The sequence below is a fragment of the Micromonospora echinaurantiaca genome, assembly GCF_900090235.1.
GTDB lineage: Bacteria > Actinomycetota > Actinomycetes > Mycobacteriales > Micromonosporaceae > Micromonospora > Micromonospora echinaurantiaca.
Genome location: NZ_LT607750.1, coordinates 174,387 through 196,424, shown reverse-complemented (window position 1 = coordinate 196,424; position 22,038 = coordinate 174,387). Strand labels below are relative to the sequence as shown.

Here is a 22,038-nt window from a genome sequence, read left to right as displayed (position 1 = left end):
TTTCCCGGTCACGGCCGTTCATCCTTTGATGACCGCTGACGGGGGGCGCTGTGAAGGAATATCCGCCGGTCGAGGACCACGGGATCATCGGCAACCTGCAGACCGCCGCGCTGATCTCCCGGGACGGGACGCTGGACTGGTTCTGCGCTCCCCGGTTCGACTCGCCCAGCATCTTCGCCGGGCTCCTCGATCGGCAGCGCGGCGGATTCTTCCGGATCACCCCGGACGGCGTCCGTTACGTGTCCAAACAGCTCTACCTGCCGGACACGCCGATGCTCATCACCCGGTTCATCAGCGCGGACGGGGTCGGCGAGATCACCGATTTCATGCCCGTCGCGGGCGAGCAGGTCACCGACCGGCATCGCATCGTGCGGATCATCAAGGTGGTCCGCGGCAGCATGCGGTTCCGGGCCGAGTGCCGTCCACGGTTCAACTACGGGCGCGAGACCCACGAGATGGAGCGGCACCCGGACGGGAGTGTCTTCCGCGCCGCGTCGATGAGCCTGACCCTGCACACCACCCGGGCGCCCGGTCGGCTGATCCCGGAGGAGAACATCAGGAACGAGAACGGGGACCTGATCGCCTTCACAGACCTGCACGAGGGCCAGACGGGCGCGATCGTCCTGGAGACCGCCGCTCCGGGAGGTCCGCAGGCCTTCCCGTTCCAGGAGATCCAGGCGATGTTCGAACAGACCCGCGACTACTGGCGGCGCTGGCTGGACCGCTCGCACTACACCGGGCGGTGGCGGGAGATGGTGGAACGGTCAGCGATCACCCTGAAGCTCATGACGTACGCGCCGACCGGCGCGATGATCGCCGCACCGACCGCCGGGCTGCCCGAGAAGATCGGGGGAACCCGCAACTGGGACTACCGCTACACCTGGGTTCGGGACACGTCGTTCTCGGTGCACGCCCTGCTCGGCCTCGGCTTCACCGACGAGGCCCACCGCTACGTGGACTGGATCGACGAACGCGTCCGCAGGGCGGGCGACAACCACGTGCCGCTGAAGATCATGTATCGCGTGGACGGCACGTCCGACCTGCACGAGGAGACGCTCGACCACCTGGAGGGATACCGCGGCTCGGCACCGGTCCGGATCGGCAACGGCGCCGCCGAGCAACTCCAACTCGACATCCACGGCGACGCGTTGTACGCCATGTACTTCGCCGACCGGCACGGCATCCGCGCACCGCACCAGGTCTGGCTCAGCACGGTGCGGCTGGTCGACTGGCTCTGCCGCAACTGGGACCAGCCCGACGCGGGCATCTGGGAGAGCCGCCACCACCCCCGCGACTACACCCACAGCCGGGTGATGTCCTGGGTCGCCTTCGACCGGGCGGTCCGCCTCGCCGAACGGCACGGTCGACCGGGCGAGATCGCGCGCTGGGTCGAACAGCGCAACGCCGTGTACAACCAGATCATGGAACGCGGCTACCACCGGGAGCGCCGTTCCTTCGTGCAGAGCTACGGCGGTGAGGTCGTCGACGCCGCCCTGCTGATGATGCCGATGGTCGGCTTCGTCGCCCCGAACGACCCGATCTGGCAGTCCACCCTTCGCACGATCGAGGACGACCTGGTCTCCGACAGCCTCGTCTACCGGTACGACCCGACCCACGCCCCCGACGGCCTGCCCGGCGACGAGGGCACCTTCAACATGTGCACCTTCTGGTACGTCGAGGCCCTCGCCGAGGCCGGTCGCCTCGACGACGCCCGGCTCACCTTCGAGAAGATGCTCACCTTCAGCAACCACCTCGGCCTCTTCGGCGAGGAGATCGCCCCCACCGGCGAACAGTTGGGCAACTTCCCTCAGGCGTTCAGCCACCTGGCGCTGATCAACACCGCGCTCGCCCTCAACCGACTCCTCGACGAGAGCCGCCGGTAGCGACCGTCCGGTTCGCCCGGGCCAGGGTCGGCTGCCTGGCCCCGGATCACACGCTGCTCGGCCGGGCCGGATCGAACACCTCGCTCACCAGCCCTCGGTCGAGCGCCTTGAGCAGCGCGTCGGTGCCCTCGGGTGCGCAGCGCACCATCCGCGTGATCACCGCCGCCAGGTAGGGCACGTCCGGGGCCGTACGGCTGCGCCGGGTCCCCGTTCGGCACCGAGTGCCACGCGCGCCGGTGTCGACCCGACCGGGACATCGTCGTGTCGCCGTTCTGGTCCGCCGGGCTAGGCGGCGGTGGTCAGGTCGTTGTAGCCGTCGGCTGGTTCCTGCCCGGACAGGTCCCGGATGGCCGCCATGATCTCGTCGGTGACGGCCCGCCGGGCCTGGCCGACGCTGCCGGCGGGCTGCGTGAAGTGCAACGGCGCACCGAATCGCACCGTCACCTTCCCGAGTCGGGGTAGTCGGGCGCCGATGGGCTGGATCCGGTCGGTGCCGAGGACGGCAACGGGGACCACCGGAGCGCCGGAGGCGAGCGCGAGCCAGGCGACGCCGGTACGGCCGCGGTAGATCCGGCCGTCGCGCGACCGGCTGCCTTCGGGGTGGAGCCCGAAGGCTCGCCCCTCGGCGAGGACGTCGAGAGCCAGTTGCAGCGACGCCCGGGCCTCCCGGTGGCCGCCCCGCTGCACCGGGATGGCGTCGATGCCGGTGAGGCAGGTGCGGGTCAGCCATCCCTTGAACCCCGGGCGCCGGAAGTATTCCGCCTTGGCCAGGAAGGCGACCGGTCGGGGCGCCACGAGCGGGATCACCACGCTGTCGATGAAGGACAGGTGGTTGGCGGCCAGGATCACCGGGCCACGCCGCGGAACGTTCTCCCGGCCCTCGACGACGGGCCGGTAGAGCAGCCGGGCGAGCGGAGCGATCACCAGGCGTACGGTCGCTTGCAGCAGCACTCGTCCTCCCGACGGTCAGTACCGGTTCACGGGCCGCTGGTGCGGCGCGAGGGTCTTCGGCGCCCGACATGGGCGTCCAGTGCCGCGCGCAGCAGCGGTTCGACATCGTCCGTCCGCACCGTCGTCTGGAGGCTGCCCCACTGCCAGAGTTCGGCGATGCCGTGCAGGCTGGCCCACAGCGCGGCGGCGGTGACGGCGGGCGGTGGCGCGCCGGCCACGGCGGGCCGGGCCCGGTCGACCAGGTCGACCAGTACGCCGAACAGCGCCTGGCTGGCCTCCCGCAGGCCGATCCCGTTGCCCCGCAGCAGGTCGTGCCGGAACATGAGTTCGAACATGCCGCGGTTGTCCTGCGCGAAGCTCAGGTACAGCCGGCTGAGCGCGAGTAGTTGTGCGTGCGGGTCCGGGTCGTCGCCGCCGACCAGCTCGGCGACCTGCTGGCCGAGTCGCTGGTAACCCTCCCGCGCGATGGCGGCCAACAGGGCCTGGTGGGTCGGGAAGTAGCGACGCGGAGCGCCGTGGGAGACCCCGGCCCGACGGGCGATCTCGCGCAAGGTGAGGGCTCGGGGCCCCTCTTGCGCCAGTAAATCGACGCCGACCTCAACCAGGCGTACGCGAAGACCACCTTCCAGCTCTGGCATAGACAGTGTCTACCACTCCGCGGTAGACACTGTCTACCGCGCCAACGGCCGCCCCTCATCCCAGTGTCGACTGCACGTGCCATGATCAAGTGCCGGAAGGCGGGTCGACCAGCGGCCGGAGAAGTTCTTCCGTCGCGACGGCCGGACATTCACCCGACGAGAGGGCGGGCAACTCGAGCGTGGGTCTCATCGCGATTTCCCTCTGCCTCGCCACACCCACCCTGCTCGTCCTGTGGCTGTGGATCAGGCCCGTGCTCGCCGGCCGATGGAGGACTCCAGGCTGGTTCGTCCGGACAGCCGCGATCTGCGCCGTCGCCACCGCTGTCACCTGGTTCCTCGGCGCCTTCGCGGGTTCCTCCCTGGACCCGGCGGAGTCCTGCCACGCGGCCGGCGTCACCTACGACGACGCCTACCGCTCCGCCCATTGGCGGGAGTCTTCGCGATGGTTCCCCCTGCACAACAAGTGCAACGCCACCCATGACCTCGTCCCGGTGTGGGTCAACCCGGCTCTGGTGCTGTTGCCCCTGCTGGCCGCCACCTGCCTGGGCCTGGCCGTCTGGCTGGCCGTCGTACGCCGACGGACCCGGATGGGCAGTGCGTGACCTCGGGCCCGCTGCCCTTCGGTGCCTGACGTCGAAGCGGCGTCTGGAGCCGTGACGAGGGGGCAACCGACCTCAGCCGGTAAGCCCGAGGTGCGGCATCCGTGTGGTGCCAACAGAATGGCTCTCGGAGGTGGTCGAGGGTGGTCGACCGGGAGGGTGTGCCCAAGCTGTGTCAGGTGGTGCTCGACTGCACCGACGCCAGGGCTCTGGCGGAGTTCTACCGGCGCCTGCTGGGCCTGGTCTACCGACCTGGCGACGAGCCGCCGGCGGCGGGACAGGCCGACGAGCGCGGTCGCGACTGGCTCGTCCTGAGGACTCCCGAGGGCGCCTCGCAGCTGGCGTTCCAACAGGTGGATCACCTGCCGGAGGTGACCTGGCCGGAAGGTCCGGTGGCCCAGCAGCTGCACCTGGACCTGACCGTGGAGTCGGTCGAGGAGTTGCGGGTCCAGCACGAACGCGTCCTGAACCTCGGTGGCCGGCTGCTGTACGACCGCATCGACGACCCCGAGGAGCCGCTGCGCGTGTACGCCGACCTGGCCGGACATCCCTTCTGCGTCTTCGTCGCCTAGCCGCTGCCCGCCGCCCGAGCGGAGGGTCCGGAGCGCGTCGGTGAGCGCCCGACGTGGTCCGGCTCGGCAGCCGGTGCGGCCTGTGGCGGCCCGTCCGCCTCGCGTGCGGCGCGCACCAACTGCTCGGTTGTCCGGCGGACGGCGGCCAGGAACACCGCGCCGACGTGGTGACCGAGCTCGGCGGCGATCGCCTCCAGCCGCGGAGGGTCGCAGTCCCGACCGTTGTCCAGCAGATCACGCAAGACGTCGATCCGCGTCATGGCGATCACCGTACGACATCGGCGAGGTCGTCGAGGGGTCCCAGGCGTGCTGACGCGGGCAGGCCCGACCAGCAAACAGTCCGCGGGTGTCGGTGACAACGTCCGACCACTGAACCTGCGGGACGGAAAGTGTCAGGACCTGCGTGACCGACCCTTGCGATACTGACCCGTGTGATGGTTACCCAGCGGCTCAGCCTGGTCCCGCTCGACCACGAGACAGCGCAGGCGATTGTGGACAATGACCGCACCGGCCGGGCCTGGCACGAGCAGTTCCCCCGCGAAGACGACCGCGACGGGGTCAATGGGTGGCTGCGCCAGGGCGACCCGGTGTTCGGCAACTTCGTCATCGTCGAGCAGGCGTCCGGCCAGGCCGTGGGCACCATCGGCTTCTTCGGCCCGCCTGACGAGACCGGCACGGTGATGGTCGGCTACGGCCTCGTCGAGCCGGCCCGCGGTCACGGCTACGCCACCGAGGCGCTGCGGTCGCTGGTCGACTACGCGGCGCGGCAACCGGCGGCCAAGCGCGTGGTCGCCGACACCGAGAAGGTCAACCTGCCCTCGCAGCGGGTGCTCGACAAGGCCGGCTTCGCCAAGACGCACGAGACCGACGACGCCTGCTGGTACGCGCTGGACCTCTAGGTTCTACAACAGGTCGTCGTCCCGCAGCAGCCGCCACAGACCGGACAGAGCCGGGCACAATGACCGGATGCCGGCCGACCAAGCCCAGCTCTGGCAGCTGCTGCACTCCCTCGACGACCCGAAGCACCTCGAGTTCCCCGCGAACTACGACCACCGGCGGGCGAGGGCACGGTTCAACCAACTGGTCGAACGGCTCGACCGGGACTTCGGCTGCCACTGCGACGTCGACCGGGAGGCGCAAGACGCCAGCTTCCACGGCCACATCGACATTCCCGCCGCAGCCACAGCCACCGGCGAGCGCCTCGTCACCGTCAACTGGGTCAGACGTTGAAGCGGAACTCCACCACGTCGCCGTCCTGCATGACGTACTCCTTGCCCTCGATCCGGACCTTGCCGGCCGCCTTGGCGGCGGCCATGCTGCCGGCCGCGACCAGGTCGTCGTAGGAGACCACCTCGGCCTTGATGAAGCCGCGCTGGAAGTCGGAGTGGATCACCCCGGCGGCCTCCGGCGCGGTCGCGCCGATCGGGACGGTCCAGGCCCGCGCCTCCTTGGGCCCGGCGGTGAGGTACGTCTGGAGCCCGAGCGTCCGGAAGCCCACCCGGACCAGCTGGTCGAGGCCGGGCTCGTTCTGCCCGATCGACTCCAGCAGCTCGCGGGCCTCCTCCTCGGGCAGGTCCACCAGCTCAGACTCGATCTTGGCATCCATGAAGATCGCCTCGGCGGGGGCGACCAGCGCGCGCAGCTCGTCGAGGAACTCGGCGTTGCCCAGCTCGGCCTCGTCGACGTTGAAGACGTACAGGAACGGCTTGGTGGTGAGCAGGTGCAGCTCGCGCAGGTGCTCCAGCTCGATGCCGGCGTCCTTGGCGCCCGCGTACAGGGTGACGCCGGTGTCGAGCAGCTCGACGGCCTTCTTGGCGGCGGTGGCGGCGGCGGCCCGGTCCTTGCGGAGCTTGGCCTCCTTCTCCAGCCGCGGCACGGCCTTCTCCAGGGTCTGGATGTCGGCCAGGATCAGCTCGGTGTTGATCGTCTCGATGTCGTCGGCCGGGGAGACCTTGCCGTCGACATGCACCACGTTCGGGTCGGAGAAGGCCCGGACCACCTGGCAGATCGCCGAGGCGTCGCGGATGTTGGCCAGGAACGCGTTGCCCCGGCCCTGCCCCTTGGACGCGCCCCGCACCAGGCCGGCGATGTCGACGAACGACACCGGGGCGGGCAGTACCTTCTGCGAGCTGAAGATCTCGGCGAGCTTGTGCAGCCGCTCGTCCGGCAGCCCGACGACGCCGACGTTGGGCTCGATGGTGGCGAACGGGTAGTTCGCCGCGAGCACGTCGTTCTTGGTCAGCGCGTTGAACAGGGTGCTCTTGCCGACGTTGGGCAGGCCGACGATGCCGATGGTGAGACTCACGACGAGCCAGCTTACGCCGCCGACCCCCGCCGGCTGGAACGCGGTGCGGTGTCGCCGACCACCGCTGATCGGATCTTGGAAGGAAACGGCCCCGCAGGGGCACTTCCGTTCCCAGATCTACCGGGTCAGCCGAGCAGGCGGGGGCTGATCGGGGTTTCCCGGGGGGTGCCGTCGGGGCCGCGGGTGACCTCGTACGCCGAGACGCCGGGGCGGTCGGCGACCGCCTCGACCAGCTTCTCGCCCCGGTAGAGCAGCCCGGTGCCGTCGTCGGTGCAGTGCGCGGTCGGCAGCGTGCCGTCGCCGACCAGCCGGTGCATCAGCGGCCGGCGCTGCTCCTCGCTGTCGTAGTGCACCCCGTTGCCGTACGGCAGCCAGCCCAGGCCGTCGGTGAAGCCGCGCAGGTCGGTGCCGAAGCTGTCGGTGGCGCCCCCGACGTGCCAGCAGATCGAGCCGGCGGAGACGCCGCCGAGCACCACCCCGGCCGCCCAGCACTCGCGCAGGATCTCGCCGAGGCCGTGTACCCGCCACACCGCGCAGAGGTTGGCGACGCTGCCGCCGCCCACCCAGATCACGTCCTGGCCGAGCAGGTGGGCGCGGATGTCGTCCACGTTCGGCATCGGGAACAGCGCCAGGTGCGACATCCGGAACCGGCTGCCGGCGAACGCCTCGTAGACCCGGGTCAGCGTGGTGGGCTGGTCGCCCTCGGCCTGGTTGAGGAAGCAGATCTTCGGCTGCGGCCCGGCGTCGGCCAGGTCGGCGGCCAGGTCGAAGACCGGGTTGACCCGGCGCGGCTCGCCGCCTCGGCGCGGCGCGTAGATGCCCATGCTGGTGGCGAGGATGGTCGGTTCGCTGGCGGGCACGGGTCGTCCTTCCGTCGAGGGCTGACGCTGCCCATCCTGCCCGAGCCGGCGGTCCCGGCGACCGCCGGGCGCGCGGTCCGCGCGCCGGTCACCGCCCCCGCTCGGTGATCGCGCCGAGCAGCGTACGCAGCAGGTCAGCGAGGCGGTCCTGGTCCTCGGGCGGCAGCGCGTCGAGCAAGCGGCGCTGCACGGCCAGCCCCGCCTCGGCGGCCTCCTCGACCAGTTGTCGCCCGGTGGGGGTGAGCGTGATCTGGAGCCCGCGCCGGTCGGCCGGGTCGGGTGAGCGGCGGACCAGACCGGCCCGTTCCAGCCGGTCCAGCCGGCCGGTCATCCCGCCCGAGGTGAGCATCATCGAGGCGGCGAGCTGCTTCGGCGCCAGCGTGTACGGCTCACCGGAGCGCCGCAGCGTGGCCAGCACGTCGAACTCGCCCCGACTGATCGACCAGCGCGCGTAGGTGCGTTCCTGCTCGTCGCCGACCAGGCGCGCGATCCGGTAGATGCGGCCGAAGACCGCCATCGGCTCGGGCCGCATCCCGGGCCGCTCGCGCCGCCACTGCTCGACGATGCCGTCCACGTCATCCCGCTGCGCCACTCCCGGATTGTGCCGCACGCCGCCCTTCCCCTTTCGCTTGACCTCAAGTAGCTTAGCTCTAAGCTATTTATCGTCAAGCTATCTTGGAGCACCGATGGACCGCCGCTGGGCCGACCCCCTGCTCACCGCCGTCACGCCGATCACCTGGGGCACCACGTACCTGGTCACCAGCGAGCTGCTGCCGCCCGGCCGACCGGTCTGGTCCGGCGTGATCCGGGCCCTCCCGGCCGGCCTGCTGCTGCTCGCGCTCACCCGACACCGCCCGCACGGCGCGTGGTGGTGGCGGTCGGCGGTGCTCGGCGCACTGAACATCGGGGCGTTCTTCCCGCTGCTCTTCTACGCCGCCTACCACCTGCCCGGCGGCACCGCCGCGGTGCTCGGCGCCACCCAGCCGCTCCTGGTCGCCGGGCTGACCGTGCTGCTGCTCGGCGAGCGCCCCCGGCCCCGGGCCCTGGCCGCCGCGGTGGCGGCGCTGGTCGGAGTGACCCTGGTGGTGCTGCGCCCGACCGCCGGGCTGGACCCGGCCGGCATCGCCGCCGGGCTGACCGGCACCGCCGCGATGGGCACCGGCCTGGTGCTGACCCGCCGCTGGGGCCGACCGCCCGGCGTCGGCACGCTGACCGCCACCGGCTGGCAGCTCACCGCCGGCGGGCTGATGGTGCTGCCGCTGGCCCTGGCCGTCGAGGGGCGGCCGCCGACGCCCGACCTGGCCGGTCTCGCCGGGTACGCCTGGCTGACCCTGGTCGGTACGGCGCTGGCCTACGCGCTGTGGTTCCGGGGCGCCGCCCGGCTGCCGGTCACCCAGGTCTCACTGCTCGGGGCGCTCAGCCCGCTGACCGCCGCGGTGCTCGGCTGGGTCGTGCTCGGTCAGGCGATGACCGGGTGGCAGCTGGCCGGCTTCGCGGTGGCGGTGGGCGCGACCGTGGTCGGGCAACTGCCGGCCCGACCGGTCGGCACCGGTCAGCCCCGCTGGGCCGGGCCGGGCTGGCGGGGGATCATCGCCGCGATCCGCCCAGCGGCGTCCGGCCCGGGCCGGGACGTGGCGGGCGCGGGCGGTGCGAACGGCTCGGCCACGGGTGGCCCGCCGGTCGCCGGCCGGCCCACCGGCAGCTCCTCGGGCGCGAGCGAGCCCGGCGGCAGCTCGCCGGCCGCGACCAGGGGCAGCGTGAAGCGGGCGTCGGCGGCCGGGCCGGCCGCGTACGACTCGCGGAGCATCCAGCGCACCTCGTCGGCCGTCCAGCCGAGCCGCGAGCGGCCGGCGATCTCGCGGAGCAGGCGCAGCCCCACCCGGGTGTCGTCGTCGTAGAACCGCATGCACCAGTGGTGCACCCACATGCCGAGCGCGCGGAGCCCCGGGGCGTCGAGCGAGCGGACCAGCCGGCCGCAGGCGGTGTCGCCGAAGGCGCGGCCCGGGTCACCGGCCCGGTCGCGCTCGATGGCGCCGACCGCGGCCGGGGCGACCGCGCGCATCCGGTCGTAGAAGCCCTGCACCACGGCCCGGTCCAGCGGGGGGTGCCCGTCCCGTGTCGACGCCGCTTCTCGACCCGCCACGCTCGCCATCGCTCGCACCCCTTCTTGAGTTGGTGCCGGGACGGTACCGACCACAACCGACAGTTTCGGCGGCCGACGACGCCCGCCGCCGTCACCGCCGGCCGGTCACCGGCCGCCGTCGCCGGCCCCGGGCGGGCCGCCGGCCACCCGCCCGCGGTGCCGGTGGCCCCAGTCGACCAGGGGTTGCAGCACCCTCATCAGCTCGGCGCCGTCGCGGGTCGGGGCGTAGCGGACCTGCACCGGGGACGTCGGGATCACGGTGCGCTCGATGAGGCCGTCGGCCTCCAACTCCTTGAGCCGCTGGGCGAGCAGTCGGTCGGAGATCCCGGTCACCGCCACCCGGTACTCGCCGAACCGACGGGCGCCGCGGGCCGCGGCCAGCAGGATCGCTCCGGTCCACCGGCGGCCGACCAGTTCCAGCGCGTCCTGGAAGACCCGACAGCCCGCGTCGTCGATGTCCTGGTACGCCCGACTGATGGGCGGTGGTCGATCGGTCACTTACCAAAGATTAGTAACTAACCTGGGGTTTGGCAAGCGGATCCGGTCCGCGCAGCCTGGGGTCATGACCGATCACCAACAGCCGCTGACGTTCGGGGTGAGCCTCGACCCGTCAGTCGACAAACTACCCGAAACCCGACAGATGGCCCGGGCGGCCGTCGCGGGCCGACTGGACTACCTGGCCGTCCAGGACCACGCCTACCAGCCCAGCTACTTCGACACCTGGACCCTGATCAGCCACCTGGCCGCCGAGACCGAGCGGATCTCGTTCCTCACCGACGTGGCCGACCTGCAACTGCGCCCGCCGACCATGCTCGCCAAGTCGGCCGCCTCGCTGAGCGTGCTGACCGGCGGCCGGGTGGTCCTCGGCGTCGGCGGCGGCCCGAGCCCGGACGCCATCGCCGCGATGGGCGGGCCCCGGCGCGGCGGCCCGGCCACCGTGGCGTACACGGCCGAGGCGCTGCAGATCATGCGGCGGGCGCTGGCCGGCGAAGCGGTGCGCTTCCGCGGCGAGCAGCACACCGTCGAGGGCTACCAGGCCGGGCCGGTGCCACCGGCCCCGGTGCCGCTCTGGCTGGGTGGCCAGCGACCACGCATGCTCAGCGTCGCCGGCCGATACGCCGACGGGTGGATCTCACCGCTGAACATCTACGTGCCGTCGGCCGAGGTGCCGGCCCGCCAGCGGGTCATCGACGAGGCGGCCCGGGCGGCCGGCCGGGACCCGGCGTCGATCCGGCGGATCTACAACGTCATCGGCGCCATCGGTCCGTACCGCGGCGCCACCGGCCTGGTCGGCGACACCGACGTCTGGGTGGACACGCTCACCCGGTGGGCCGTCGACCTCGGCTTCGACACGTTCGTCTTCTGGCCGGTGACGGCCCACCGGGCCCAGCTCGAGGTGTTCGCCGCGCAGGTGGTGCCGGCCGTCCGCGAGCAGGTACGACAGATCAGGGGGCAGCGGTGAACCAGGTGCGAGCCAACCTGCCGGAGCAGCTGACCGGCAAGCTCGTCACGCCCGGCGACCGGCGGTACGCGATGCTCCGCTCGACGTACACCACCCGGGCCAACCCGGCGGCCGTACTGCTGCCGGAGACCACCGCGGAGGTGGTCGCCGCCGTCCGCCACGCCCGCGAGCAGGGGCTGCCGGTCGCGGTCCGCAGCGGCGGCCACGGCCTGTCCGGCTCCGCCAGCAACGACGGCGGGGTGGTCATCGACCTGTCCGCGCTGAACCGGGTCGAGGTGCTCGACCGGCGCACCCGGCTGGTCCGGGTCGAGGCCGGCGCGCGCTGGGCGCAGGTCGCCCAGACGCTGACCCGGTACGGGCTGGCGATCAGCTCTGGCGACCACGGCAACGTCGGCGTCGGCGGCCTGGCCACCGGTGGCGGCGTCGGCTGGCTGGTGCGCTCGTACGGGCTCACCATCGACCACGTCCGCGCGGTCGAGGTGGTGCTGGCCGACGGGACGGTGCTGCGCGCGGACGCGGAGCACGAGCCGGAGCTGTTCTGGGCGGTCCGGGGCGCCGGCGCGGGCGTCGGCATCGTGGTGGCCTTCGAGATCGAGGCGGCCGAGATCCGCACCGTCGGCGTGGCCCAGCTCGCCGTCGAGGCGAGCCCGGACGGCAGCACGCTGCGGGAGTGGGCGGGCCGGCTGGCCGAGGCGCCGCGGGAACTCAGCACGGCGGTGGTGCTGTTCCCGTACGGGTCGTCGGCGGTCATGCAGATCACCGCCGTGGTCGCGGCGGAGAGCCCGCGCCGGGTCCGGCCCGCCGTGGCACCGCTGCTGGAGATCGGCAAGCTGCTGGAGCACCGCAGCGACCTGGTGCCGTACGCCGCCCTGGTGCCGCCGGCGCACCTGCACCCGAACGTGGGCCAGCAGCCGTCGCTCACCACCAACGGGCTGCTGCCCGAGCTGGACGAGGGCAGCGCCCGGGCGGTGATGCGGACGGTGACCGGCCCGCACCGGGCCCTGGTGCAGCTGCGGTCGGTCGGCGGCGCGGTCAACGACGTCGCCCCGGAGGCGACCGCGTACCCGCACCGGCACCAGAGCACGCTCGTGGTCGCCTCGGTCTTCCCGCCGCAGGGCGGGGCGGCGCTCGACGCGGCCTTCCGGGACGTCGCCCGGCACACCGACGGGGCGTACGTGAACTTCGAGTCCCGGCCGGACCGCGCCGCGTTCGACCGGATCTACCCGGGCGAGACCGGCCGCCGGGTGGCCCGGGCGTGGCGCCGCTACGACCCGGACGGCCTGTTCCGGCCGGCCCTGCTCGCCGAGCGCGGTCGACCCGAGCGACCCGGTCGGCGCCGCTGACCCGGCGGCGCTGACCGAGCCGGGCCGGGCCGGGTCAAGCCGGGCCGGGCCGGGACGGCGGCGACGCTCGCACCCGGGCCGGCGGGCACTGGCCGGCCAACCCGGCAGAGGCGGCGGACACCAGCCGCACGGCCATGTCCGAATCCCGCGAGCCAGGGGCCGCGAGCAGGAGCATCATCGGTGTCGTGGAATTGGACTTCGAACGGTGCTACCGAGCCGTCGACAGCCGCGACCAGCGGTTCGACGGGTGGTTCTACACCGGGGTGACCTCGACCGGGATCTACTGCCGGCCGTCCTGCCCGGCGATGACGCCGAAGCGGCAGAACGTCCGGTTCTTCCCGTCCGCCGCGGCGGCCCAGGGCGCCGGGCTGCGTGCCTGCCGCCGGTGCCGGCCGGACGCGGCGCCCGGTTCGCCGCAGTGGGACGTCCGCGCCGACGTGGTGGGCCGGGCGATGCGGCTGATCGCCGACGGGGTGGTGGACCGGGAGGGCGTGCCGGGGCTGGCCGCCCGGCTCGGCTACACCGAGCGGCACCTGCACCGGATGCTGCGTACGGAGATGGGCGCCGGGCCGCTCGCACTGGCCCGGGCGCAGCGCGCGCAGACCGCCCGCACCCTGATCGAGACCACCGACCTCGGCCTGGCCGAGATCGCGTTCGCGGCCGGGTTCGGCAGCGTACGGCAGTTCAACGACACGGTCCGCGAGGTGTACGGGGTGCCGCCGTCCGAGTTGCGGGCCGCCCGGCGGCGGCCGGCGCCGGGCGGGGCGGGCACGATCACGCTGCGGCTGGCGTACCGCCCGCCGTTGCACGCCCGCGCGCTGCTGGACTTCCTCGCGCTGCGCGCGCTGCCGGGCATGGAGGAGGTGCGCGACGGCACCTACCGGCGCGGCCTGCGGCTGCCGCACGGCACCGGCGAGGTGGCGCTCACCCCGGCCGACGGGCACGTGTCGGCGACGCTGCGGCTGACCGACATGCGCGATCTGGCTCCGGCGGTGGCCCGTTGCCGCCGCCTGCTCGACCTCGACGCCGATCCCGCCGCCGTCGACCAGACCCTGGCCGCCGATGCGGCGCTGGCCCCGGTGGTCGCCGCCGAGCCCGGGATCCGCCTCCCCCGCTCGGTCGACGGCTTCGAGATGGCCGTCCGCGCCATCGTCGGCCAGCAGGTCTCGGTCACCTCCGCCCGCACCACCCTCACCCGCCTCCTCACCCACACCCAACCCGCGCCCACCGCCGCTGCCGCCGTTGATCATGAGGTTGACGGCGAACTGGATCTCCGGAACCACCGCCAACCTCATGATCAACACCCTGAGGGCGGCGAGCGCCCCGGGGGCGGGGGTGGGGGGTTGCGGGGGTTTCCGGGGGCGGCGGAGGTGGTTGGGCTGGCGGATGGGGCGTTCGGGATGCCTGCCGGGCGGCGGGAGACCATTCGGGCGCTGGCCCGGGCCGTTGCCGACGGCGAGCTCGACCTCGATCCGGGTGGGGACCGGGAGGAGGCGGTGCGGCGGCTGCTGACGCTGCCCGGGATCGGGCCGTGGACCGCCGGCTACGTGGCCATGCGCGCACTCGGCGACCCGGACGTCCTGCTCCCCACCGACCTGGCCGTCCGCCGTGGCGCCGCCGCCCTCGGCCTGCCCACCGACCCGAAGACCCTCGACGCGTACGCCGAACGCTGGCGCCCCTGGCGCTCGTACGCGGTGATCAGACTCTGGAGAGCAGCATGAGCACGACCATCGACAGCACCGTCCTCACCACCCCGACCGGACCGCTGAGCATCCTCGTCGACGCCGACGGCGCGGTCCGGGCGGCCGGCTTCACCGCCGACCCGCAGCAGCTGCTGCCGGTGATGCACCCGAGCCTGCGGGCGCCGCTGCGGCACCGGGCCGACCTCGGCCCGGTCACCGCCGCCGTGGCGTCCTACCTGGACGGCGACCTGACCGCGATCGACGGGGTGCCGGTACGGCAGCACAGCGGCGGCGTCTTCCTGGCGCACGCCTGGGACGTGCTGCGCGAGGTGAAGCCGGGCGAGCCGGTCACCTACACCGGGTTCGCCGGGCTGGCCGGCCGCCCGCAGGCGGTACGCGCCGCCGCGGCCGCCTGCGCGCGCAACGCCGCCGCGCTCTTCGTCCCCTGCCACCGGGTGCTGCGCACCGACGGAACCCTCGGCGGCTATCGCTGGGGGCTGGACGTGAAGAAGTGGCTTCTCGGTCATGAGCGGCGGTTGACGGCAAGCTGACACCTGTCGATCTCATGTTTGCCGATACCGTCGGGTAGTGCCTGCGGAGAGCGACGGCAACCCGGCTCCCGGGGTCGCGGCTGGCCGGCATCCGCTGCACAACCTCTGGCGACTGCGCCACTACCTGCGCCCGTACGCGGTCGAGTTCGGCTGGCTGCTGCTCGCCGCGCTGGCCGCCACCGGGGCCAGCATCGCGATCCCGCTGGTGGCCCAGCGGGTGGTCGACGGGCCGGTCGCCCGGCAGGACCCGGCCGGCCTGTTCCGGCTGGCCGGGCTGGCCCTGCTGCTCGGTCTGGCCGAAGCGCTGCTGATCTTCGTCCGGCGGTGGGTGCAGTCGTCCTCGTCGGTGGCCATGGAGGCGGCCATCCGGGCGGACGTCTACGCCCACCTGCAACGCCTGCCGGCCAGCTTCCACGACCGGTGGCAGTCGGGCCAACTGCTCTCCCGGATCACCAGCGACCTGTCGGTGATCCGCCGGTTCCTCTCCTTCGGCCTGTTCTTCCTGGTGCTCAACCTGGTCACCTACCTGGTCGTGGTGGTGCTGCTGATCCGGCTGCACCCCGCGCTGGGGCTGCTGGTGGCGGCCAGCGCGGTGCCGCTGCTGCTGATCAGTCGCCGCTTCGCCCGCGCGTACCACACCGCGTCCCGGCGGATGCAGGACCAGCAGGGCGACGTCGCCACGCTGGTCGAGGAGACCGCGCAGGGCCTGCGCACCATGAAGGCGTACGGCCGGGGGCCGGAACTGGCGGCCCGGTTCGCCGCCGGCGCGCGGGCGCTGCACGACACCGGGGTGGGCAAGGGGCGGCTGTTGGCCCGCACCTCCGCCCGGCTCGACCTGGTGCCGAACCTGACCCTGGGCATCGTGCTGGTGGCCGGGGCCGCGGCGGCCGCCGCCGGGGTGCTCACCATCGGCGAGCTGGTCGCCTTCGTCAGCCTCCAGCTGATGCTGATCTGGCCGGTGCAGTCGCTGGGCTGGATCATCGCCAACGGGCAGGAGGCGGCCACCGCGGCGGACCGGGTCCAGGAGGTGCTGGACACCCCGCCGGCCATCGTGGACGCCCCCGGGGCGGTGTCGCTGCCCCGCGCCGCGGTCCGCGGCCGGCTCCGCTTCGAGCGGGTCAGCTTCCGCTACCCCGGGGCCGGCACCCCGGTGCTGCGCGACGTGGAGTTGACCGTCGAGCCCGGCGAGACGCTGGCCCTGGTCGGCGCGACCGGCTGCGGTAAGAGCACGCTGCTCTCCCTGGTGCCCCGGCTGCACGAGGTGACCGGTGGGCGGATCACCCTCGACGGGCACGACCTGCGGCAGGTGCGGCTGGCCTCGCTGCGCCGGCTGGTCGGGGTGGCGTTCGAGGAGCCGACGCTGTTCTCCATGTCGGTCTGGGAGAACCTCACCCTGGGCCGGCCGGACGCCGGCGAGGACGAGGTCCGGGCCGCGCTCGCGCTGGCCCAGGCCGACTTCGCGTACGACCTGCCGTGGGGGTTGGCCACCCGGGTCGGCGAGCAGGGGCTCTCCCTCTCCGGCGGGCAGCGGCAGCGGCTCGCGCTGGCCCGGGCGGTGCTCGGTCGGCCGGCGCTGCTCGTCCTCGACGACCCGCTCTCCGCTCTCGACGTGCAGACCGAGGCGCTGGTGGAAGCGGCGCTGAAGCGGGTGCTGCGGGAGACCACGGCGCTGCTGGTGGTACACCGGCCGTCGACCATCGCGCTCGCCGACCGGGTGGCGCTGCTCGACGGCGGCCGGATCGCCGCGGTGGGCCGGCACACCGACTTGCTCGCCACGGTGCCGGCGTACCGCGCGGTGCTCTCCGCCGAGCCGCCGGACGCGACCACCGAACCGGCGCCCGGCGGTCGTGGCCTGGTGCGGTCGTGACCGCCGAGGCCGGGTCCGGCGAGGAGGCCGACGACGGGCCGGACCTGGCCCGGTGGCGCGGAATCGCCACCGACCCGGAGGCCGACCGCAGCCGAGCCGAGGAGGCCACGCCCGAGGCGGTGGCCCGGCTGCGGGCCCGCAGCCGGTTGCTGCTGCGCGACCTGCTCCGCCCGCACCGGCGCCGGCTCGGCACGGCGGTCGCCTTGCTGCTGAGCCAGAACGCGGCCGCGATGGCCGGGCCGTACCTGGTGATGCTCGGCATCGACCGGGCCATCCCGCCGCTGCGCGCCGGCGACGCCGGCCCGCTGGTCGCCGTCGCCGGCGCGTTCGGCGCGGCCACCGCCGTCGAGTTCCTGGCCCGGCGCGGCTTCCTGACCCGCTCCGCGCAGCTCGGCCAGGCCGTCCTGCTCGACCTCCGCCAGCGGGTGTACGGGCACTTCCTGCGCCTGCCGGTGGCGTTCCACGAGCGGTACACGTCGGGGCGGATGGTCTCCCGGCTGACCAGCGACCTCGACTCGATCGCCGAACTCGTCGACGGCGGCATCGACAGCCTGGTCCTCGCCGTGCTGTCGATCGTGTCGGTGGCCGCCATCCTGCTCTGGCTGGACCTGCCGCTGGCCGCCGTGACGCTGCTCGCCTTTCCGTTCCTGTTCTGGCTCTCCCGCTGGTTCGCCCGCGCCTCGGCCGGCGCGTACCGGCACACCCGGGAGGCGATGGCGCTGGTCATCGTCCACTTCGTCGAGTCGACCCGGGGCATCCGCGCGGTCCAGGCGTTCCGCCGGGAGCCGCGCAACCAGCGCATCTTCGACGCGGTGAACGACGACTACCGGCGGGCCAGCCGGGACGCGTTCCGGCTGATCGCGACGTACTCGCCGGGGATCAAGGTGATCGGCAACGTCACCGTGGCGGTGGTGCTCTGTTACGGCGGCTGGCGGGTGCTGGGCGGGGCCACCGGCGTCGGCGTGCTCGCGGCGTTCCTGCTCTACCTGCGGCGGTTCTTCGAACCGATGCAGGAGCTGAGCCAGTTCTACAACTCGTTGCAGTCGGCCACGGCCGCGCTGGAGAAGCTCGCCGGGGTGCTCGACGAGCGACCGGCGGTGGCCGAGCCGGCCCGGCCCGTACCGCTGCCCGCCGGGCCGCCGCGTGGGGCGGTGGCCTTCCGCGCGGTCACCTTCGGCTACCGACCGGAGACGCCGATCCTCACCGAGCTGGACCTGACCGTCCCGGCCGGGCAGACCGTCGCGCTGATCGGGCCGACCGGCGCGGGCAAGTCGACCATCGCCAAGCTGCTCGCCCGGTTCCACGACCCGCTCGCCGGCACGGTGAGCCTGGACGGGGTCGACCTGCGGGACGTGGCCGACGCGGAGCTGCGCCGGGCGGTGGTGCTGGTCACCCAGGAGACCCACCTGTTCGGCGGTACGGTCGCGGAGAACATCCGCTTCGGTCGGCCGGGCGCCGACGACGACGCCGTCGAGGCGGCCGCCCGGGCGATCGGCGCGCACGACTTCATCGCCGCCCTCCCCGACGGGTACGCCACCGAGGTGCACCGCCGCGGCGGCCGGCTCTCCGCCGGGCAGCGGCAGCTGGTCGCGTTCGCCCGGGCCTTCCTGGCCGACCCGACGGTGCTGATCCTGGACGAGGCGACCTCGTCGCTGGACGTGCCCACCGAGCGGCTGGTGCAGCGCGCACTCGGCACCATCCTGCGCGACCGCACCGCGCTGGTGATCGCGCACCGGCTCTCCACCGTGGAGATCGCCGACCGGGTGCTGGTCCTCGACGGCGGTCGGATCGTCGAGGACGGCCCGCCCGCGCGGCTCGCCGCCGGCGGCGGCCGGTACGCCGATCTGCACCGGCAGTGGCGCGAATCGCTGCTCTGACTACAATCAGCCAGCCACTGCGCCGCCGCCTCGGCAGGATCGTGGGCGCGGCGCCGGACACACGGGGGAAGGTGTGGGCGTGCGGACACGACGGCGCATGATCATCGCAGGGCTGGCCACGGCCGTCTGCGTGCTGGGGACGACGGCGGTGGTGCTGGCGTCCGGGGCGGACCGGGAGCCGGCGGGCGGCCCGCCCGCCGCGGCGACGACCGGCACGGCCGACGCGGATCCGGGCGAACCGGCCGGGACGGCCGGCCTCGGCGCGGCCCGCCCGTCCACTGCCCCGGGCTCGGCCGCCGCGGCCGGCGCCGCCCGCCCGGCGGACGCGGTCGCCAAGGACGGCCCGGCGTCCACCTCCTACCTGCGGGCCCGCTACCGAGTCGGCGCCGACGAGGCGGCCCGCCGGCTCGCCCTCCAGGAACTCTCCGCGCCACTCGCCGAGGAACTGACCACCCGCTTCCCCGACCAGTACGCCGGCATGTGGCTGGACCAGGCCGGCGGCGGCGTGCTCACCATCGCAGCCACCGACCCGGCGCCACTGCGCGCGGCGGTGGCCGGCCTGCCGGACGCGGCACACGTCAAGGTGGTGCCGGTGCGGCACTCGCTGCGGCAGCTCACCGCCGGGACGACCCGGCTCGCCTCGGCCCTGGACGCCACCGCCGGCAGCGACGTGGTGGTCGACGTACAGGCGAACGAGGTGGCGGTGCTCACCGGCGACGTGGTGGCCGCCGACGACCCGCGGCTGGCCGACGCGCTCGGCGCGGCCGGGGTGCCGGCGCGGGCGCGTACCCGGCTGCCCGCCGGCACCGTGCAGAAGGCGTGCGACCCCCGCTACTGCGCCCAGGCGCCGATGCGCGGCGGCATCCGGCTCGACGTGCCCCGCGACGACGACACGGTGGGCGGCTGCACCTCCGGCTTCAACCTCCGCGCCCGCTCCGGGGCGTACTACGTGCTGACCGCCGGGCACTGCGTGGTCGGTGGCCGGCACCAGGAGCAGGACCGCACCTGGCACCAGTTCCTCGGGCCGAAGGTGCCGATCGGGGTCGAGTCGACCAGCCCGGTGCTGGCCGAGAACGCCACCTTCCCGAACGACTACGCGGTGATCCCGTACCAGCCGGGTGCGGCGGACCGCTGGGCGTACCCGCGCCGCGCCACCACCGACCCGGTCAACCTGGTCAACTACTGGTGCGTGTCGGACAACCCGAACTGCACCGACGAGGAGGGCAGCCGGGACGTGCCGATCACCGGGTACGTCGCGGCGAGCGCGGTCCAGGTCGGCTGGATCGTCTGCGCCACCGGGTCGGCGTACACGCCGAAGGCGGGCGAGACGTACGTCGACTCGGGCGCCGGCGCCGGTTACGTGCCGGGCACCCGGTGCGGGGAGGTCTTCGGCAAGGCCAGCGGCGGCATCGACGTGTACATCTGCGCCCGGCCGGGCGACAGCGGCGGCCCGCTGTTCGTCGAGTCGACCGGCACGGCGCTGGGCATCCTCTCCACCGGTGACCCGGGGCAGGGCGCCTGCACCAACCCGAACGAGCGCAACTACTACGCCCCGGTCTCCACCATCCTCGACCGGGTGAACGCGCGCACCGGGCTCGGCTTCCAGCTGCCCACCCGCGGCCCGCTGCTCGGCCCGATCGCACCCTGACCGGCCCCCTCCTGGCCGCGTCCACGGGCGGCGCGGCCAGCGGGGGTGACGGGCCTGCGCGGCGGTGGCTCAGGCCGGGCCGGTGGCCCGCTCGCCGGCAGCGGGCTCGGCCGGGCCACCGGTGACCGACGCCGGATCCGCCGGGTCGGCGGCGACCGGCGCCGGGTCGGTCGGGGGTGTGCGCCGCCGGTCACGGGTCGACAGGTCGACGGCGAAGAGCAGCACCACCACCAGGGCGGCCCCGGCGGCCAACGCCGGCACCCCCCAGGTGCGCACCCCGGGCTGGTCCTCCCCCGCGCCGAGCAGCACCGGCAGTACCAGCTGGCAGCCGAGCAGCAGCGCGGCGACGCCCAGGGTCAGCAGCCCGGCGGGTGGTTCCGGCGCCGGATCCGGCCGGCCCGCCGCCCGGAGGAAGGCGGCGACCCAGCCCAGGGCGAAGGCGAGGACGAGCAGATGCCCGGCGGTCGTGGCATCCTCGCGCCCGAACGACACCTCCGCAACCAGCGCGTACGCCCCGCCGAGCAGCAGCAGCGCCACCGCGTCCCAGGGCAGCGCCCGCTCGGCGTACCGGGTGACCACGACGGCGACGGCGACGACCGCCAGGACCAGTGGCAGCAGCAGCGCCGAGGCCCGGTCCGGGCGGCCGCCGAAGACGTAGAGCGTGGCCGGGCCCAGCACGTAGGCCGCCAGCGCCCAGCGGGCGCCCGTGGCACGCCAGGCGTACCAGGCGTAGCCGACCAGCACCATCGCGGCGAGCACGGCCAACCCGATCTGGTACGGCCGGTCCGGCGGGTGTGCCGCCAGCACGTCCCGCTCGTCGGGCAACCGGGGCGACGACCGTTCCACCAGCCACCACCGCACGGCCGCCGCGGCCGCCGCCACGGCGACGACCAGCGGCACCACGCCCCGCCGGACCGGCGGGCCGGGCACCGTGAACGTGCCACCGCCGGTCAGCAGCGCCGCGCCCGCCACCAGCAGCAGAGCAACCCAGGCGACCAGGTCGACGGCGGTGTCGGCGGAGCGGCCGGGGTCGGCGAGCGGGGTGGCTGGCTGGAGCACCACCCCGGCCGCGAAGGCGACGGCGACCACCTGCCGCGACCGCCGGCCGAGCTGGGCGAGGGCGAGCAGCGTCCCGCCCACCGCCAGGCCGCCGCCGGACACCGCGACCAGGATCATCGCGGTGGACCGGGGCAGCTGGTCGGATTCGCCGGTCAGCGCCGGCACCAGGTCGACGACGGCCAGCGCGGTGAGGCCGGCGGCCGCCAGCCACCAGCCGCCGGCCCGGGCGAGCAGGAGCGGTGCCACCAGGGCGAGGAGCAGGACGGGGGCGGCGAGCAGCCCGGTCACCGTCCACTCGGGGCTGATCAGGCCCTCGATGCCGGCGTAGACGGCGACCCGTACCGGCTCGGTGGCGAAGTACGCGCCCACGGCGAGCGCGGCCAACGCGCCGGCGACCGTCTCGCCGACCGGCATGGCGGGACGGGACTGCGGTTCCACAGCCATGAGCGGCCTCCCGAGCGCGATGGAGGCCGATGGTGTCACAACCGATCAACCCGCCGCTGCCCCGCCCGGGACGGTCGGACACCGGGCGGCGGGCCGCTCCCGGTCGGCGGGCCGAGCGGCCCGAATTCGGTCGCGGCGCGCGGGTTAACGCGTG

General features: G+C 73.9%; 21 protein-coding genes and 2 pseudogenes. 13 read left to right on the top strand and 10 right to left on the bottom strand.

Annotated elements, in window-relative coordinates; genetic code table 11:
• The first annotated feature begins 50 nt into the window (after positions 1–50).
• Positions 51–1,883 carry a glycoside hydrolase family 15 protein gene (locus GA0070609_RS00915; RefSeq protein WP_088992027.1) on the top strand — a complete coding sequence of 611 codons (1,833 nt, stop codon included), beginning with the start codon at positions 51–53 and terminating at the stop codon, positions 1,881–1,883.
• Between the two features lie 46 nt (positions 1,884–1,929).
• Here the strand turns inward: GA0070609_RS00915 and GA0070609_RS34745 are convergent, their stop codons facing one another.
• The 3 genes from GA0070609_RS34745 to GA0070609_RS00905 form a co-directional block, all read right to left on the bottom strand.
• A complete protein-coding gene (locus GA0070609_RS34745; protein ID WP_269459267.1) occupies positions 1,930–2,061 on the bottom strand; it encodes a hypothetical protein in 132 nt (43 codons plus the stop codon).
• A 107-nt stretch (positions 2,062–2,168) separates the two neighbouring features.
• Positions 2,169–2,834 carry a lysophospholipid acyltransferase family protein gene (locus tag GA0070609_RS00910; RefSeq protein ID WP_088992026.1) on the bottom strand — a complete coding sequence of 222 codons (666 nt, stop codon included), beginning with the start codon at positions 2,832–2,834 and terminating at the stop codon, positions 2,169–2,171.
• Between the two features lie 26 nt (positions 2,835–2,860).
• Positions 2,861–3,472 (bottom strand): TetR/AcrR family transcriptional regulator, encoded by a 612-nt coding sequence (locus GA0070609_RS00905; RefSeq protein ID WP_088992025.1) that lies wholly within the window; start codon positions 3,470–3,472, stop codon positions 2,861–2,863.
• A gap of 179 nt (positions 3,473–3,651) precedes the next feature.
• On the opposite strand from GA0070609_RS00905, the gene GA0070609_RS00900 reads away from it, so the two are divergent.
• Both GA0070609_RS00900 and GA0070609_RS00895 read left to right on the top strand, forming a co-directional pair.
• Positions 3,652–4,074: a hypothetical protein gene (locus GA0070609_RS00900; protein WP_197700206.1), complete on the top strand. Its 423-nt coding sequence runs from the start codon at positions 3,652–3,654 to the stop codon at positions 4,072–4,074.
• Between the two features lie 140 nt (positions 4,075–4,214).
• Positions 4,215–4,643 carry a VOC family protein gene (locus GA0070609_RS00895; protein ID WP_088992024.1) on the top strand — a complete coding sequence of 143 codons (429 nt, stop codon included), beginning with the start codon at positions 4,215–4,217 and terminating at the stop codon, positions 4,641–4,643.
• On the opposite strand, the gene GA0070609_RS00890 is transcribed toward GA0070609_RS00895, so the two are convergent.
• Entirely contained in the window at positions 4,640–4,903 is a 264-nt protein-coding gene (locus GA0070609_RS00890) for a hypothetical protein (protein ID WP_157748036.1), read from the bottom strand. The two genes, GA0070609_RS00895 and GA0070609_RS00890, sit on opposite strands and share 4 nt — an antisense overlap.
• A 174-nt stretch (positions 4,904–5,077) precedes the next feature.
• On the opposite strand from GA0070609_RS00890, the gene GA0070609_RS00885 reads away from it, so the two are divergent.
• Together GA0070609_RS00885 and GA0070609_RS00880 are read left to right on the top strand one after the other, a co-directional pair.
• Positions 5,078–5,542, top strand: coding sequence for a GNAT family N-acetyltransferase (locus tag GA0070609_RS00885; protein WP_088997404.1), 465 nt, complete (start codon positions 5,078–5,080; stop codon positions 5,540–5,542).
• Between the two features lie 67 nt (positions 5,543–5,609).
• The gene (locus GA0070609_RS00880) at positions 5,610–5,873 is read left to right on the top strand and encodes a hypothetical protein (RefSeq protein WP_088992022.1); all 264 of its coding nucleotides are present in this window, start codon (positions 5,610–5,612) and stop codon (positions 5,871–5,873) included.
• Here the strand turns inward: GA0070609_RS00880 and ychF are convergent.
• The 3 genes from ychF to GA0070609_RS00865 form a co-directional block, all read right to left on the bottom strand.
• Positions 5,863–6,948, bottom strand: a complete 1,086-nt coding sequence (gene ychF / locus GA0070609_RS00875) for a redox-regulated ATPase YchF (protein WP_088992021.1) — start codon at positions 6,946–6,948, stop codon at positions 5,863–5,865. The two genes, GA0070609_RS00880 and ychF, sit on opposite strands and share 11 nt — an antisense overlap.
• Positions 6,949–7,073: 125 nt before the next feature.
• Positions 7,074–7,808, bottom strand: coding sequence for a Type 1 glutamine amidotransferase-like domain-containing protein (locus GA0070609_RS00870; RefSeq protein ID WP_088992020.1), 735 nt, complete (start codon positions 7,806–7,808; stop codon positions 7,074–7,076).
• Positions 7,809–7,896: 88 nt separating this feature from the next.
• Entirely contained in the window at positions 7,897–8,400 is a 504-nt protein-coding gene (locus GA0070609_RS00865) for a MarR family winged helix-turn-helix transcriptional regulator (RefSeq protein ID WP_231928483.1), read from the bottom strand.
• On the opposite strand from GA0070609_RS00865, the pseudogene GA0070609_RS34010 reads away from it, so the two are divergent.
• Positions 8,306–9,265, top strand: a pseudogene (locus GA0070609_RS34010) (EamA family transporter); the annotation flags it as partial. The gene GA0070609_RS00865 and the pseudogene GA0070609_RS34010 sit on opposite strands and share 95 nt — an antisense overlap.
• A 266-nt stretch (positions 9,266–9,531) precedes the next feature.
• Here GA0070609_RS34010 and GA0070609_RS34005 read toward each other — a convergent pair.
• Positions 9,532–9,960, bottom strand: a pseudogene (locus GA0070609_RS34005) (hypothetical protein); the annotation flags it as partial.
• A gap of 96 nt (positions 9,961–10,056) precedes the next feature.
• Complete coding sequence (locus tag GA0070609_RS00855; protein WP_088992018.1) at positions 10,057–10,449, bottom strand: winged helix-turn-helix transcriptional regulator; 393 nt, start codon at positions 10,447–10,449, stop codon at positions 10,057–10,059.
• Between the two features lie 64 nt (positions 10,450–10,513).
• Between GA0070609_RS00855 and GA0070609_RS00850 the strand changes: the two genes are divergently transcribed.
• The 7 genes from GA0070609_RS00850 to GA0070609_RS00820 all read left to right on the top strand — a co-directional run bounded on the left by GA0070609_RS00850 (position 10,514) and on the right by GA0070609_RS00820 (position 20,381).
• Positions 10,514–11,413 (top strand): LLM class flavin-dependent oxidoreductase, encoded by a 900-nt coding sequence (locus tag GA0070609_RS00850; RefSeq protein ID WP_157748035.1) that lies wholly within the window; start codon positions 10,514–10,516, stop codon positions 11,411–11,413.
• Positions 11,410–12,756, top strand: a complete 1,347-nt coding sequence (locus GA0070609_RS00845) for an FAD-binding oxidoreductase (RefSeq protein WP_088992016.1) — start codon at positions 11,410–11,412, stop codon at positions 12,754–12,756. Before GA0070609_RS00850 ends, GA0070609_RS00845 begins: the two co-directional genes overlap by 4 nt.
• A gap of 185 nt (positions 12,757–12,941) precedes the next feature.
• Positions 12,942–14,477 (top strand): DNA-3-methyladenine glycosylase 2 family protein, encoded by a 1,536-nt coding sequence (locus GA0070609_RS00840; protein WP_088992015.1) that lies wholly within the window; start codon positions 12,942–12,944, stop codon positions 14,475–14,477.
• A complete protein-coding gene (locus GA0070609_RS00835; protein ID WP_088992014.1) occupies positions 14,474–14,989 on the top strand; it encodes a methylated-DNA--[protein]-cysteine S-methyltransferase in 516 nt (171 codons plus the stop codon). Before GA0070609_RS00840 ends, GA0070609_RS00835 begins: the two co-directional genes overlap by 4 nt.
• A gap of 37 nt (positions 14,990–15,026) precedes the next feature.
• On the top strand, positions 15,027–16,856 hold the full coding sequence (locus GA0070609_RS00830; protein WP_088992013.1) for an ABC transporter ATP-binding protein: 1,830 nt from the start codon (positions 15,027–15,029) through the stop codon (positions 16,854–16,856).
• Positions 16,853–18,733, top strand: a complete 1,881-nt coding sequence (locus GA0070609_RS00825) for an ABC transporter ATP-binding protein (RefSeq protein WP_088992012.1) — start codon at positions 16,853–16,855, stop codon at positions 18,731–18,733. The genes GA0070609_RS00830 and GA0070609_RS00825 overlap by 4 nt, the downstream gene beginning before the upstream one ends.
• Positions 18,734–18,812: 79 nt before the next feature.
• Complete coding sequence (locus GA0070609_RS00820) at positions 18,813–20,381, top strand: S1 family peptidase (protein WP_157748034.1); 1,569 nt, start codon at positions 18,813–18,815, stop codon at positions 20,379–20,381.
• Positions 20,382–20,450: 69 nt separating this feature from the next.
• On the opposite strand, the gene GA0070609_RS00815 is transcribed toward GA0070609_RS00820, so the two are convergent.
• Positions 20,451–21,884: a hypothetical protein gene (locus GA0070609_RS00815; protein ID WP_157748033.1), complete on the bottom strand. Its 1,434-nt coding sequence runs from the start codon at positions 21,882–21,884 to the stop codon at positions 20,451–20,453.
• Positions 21,885–22,038: the final 154 nt, after the last annotated feature.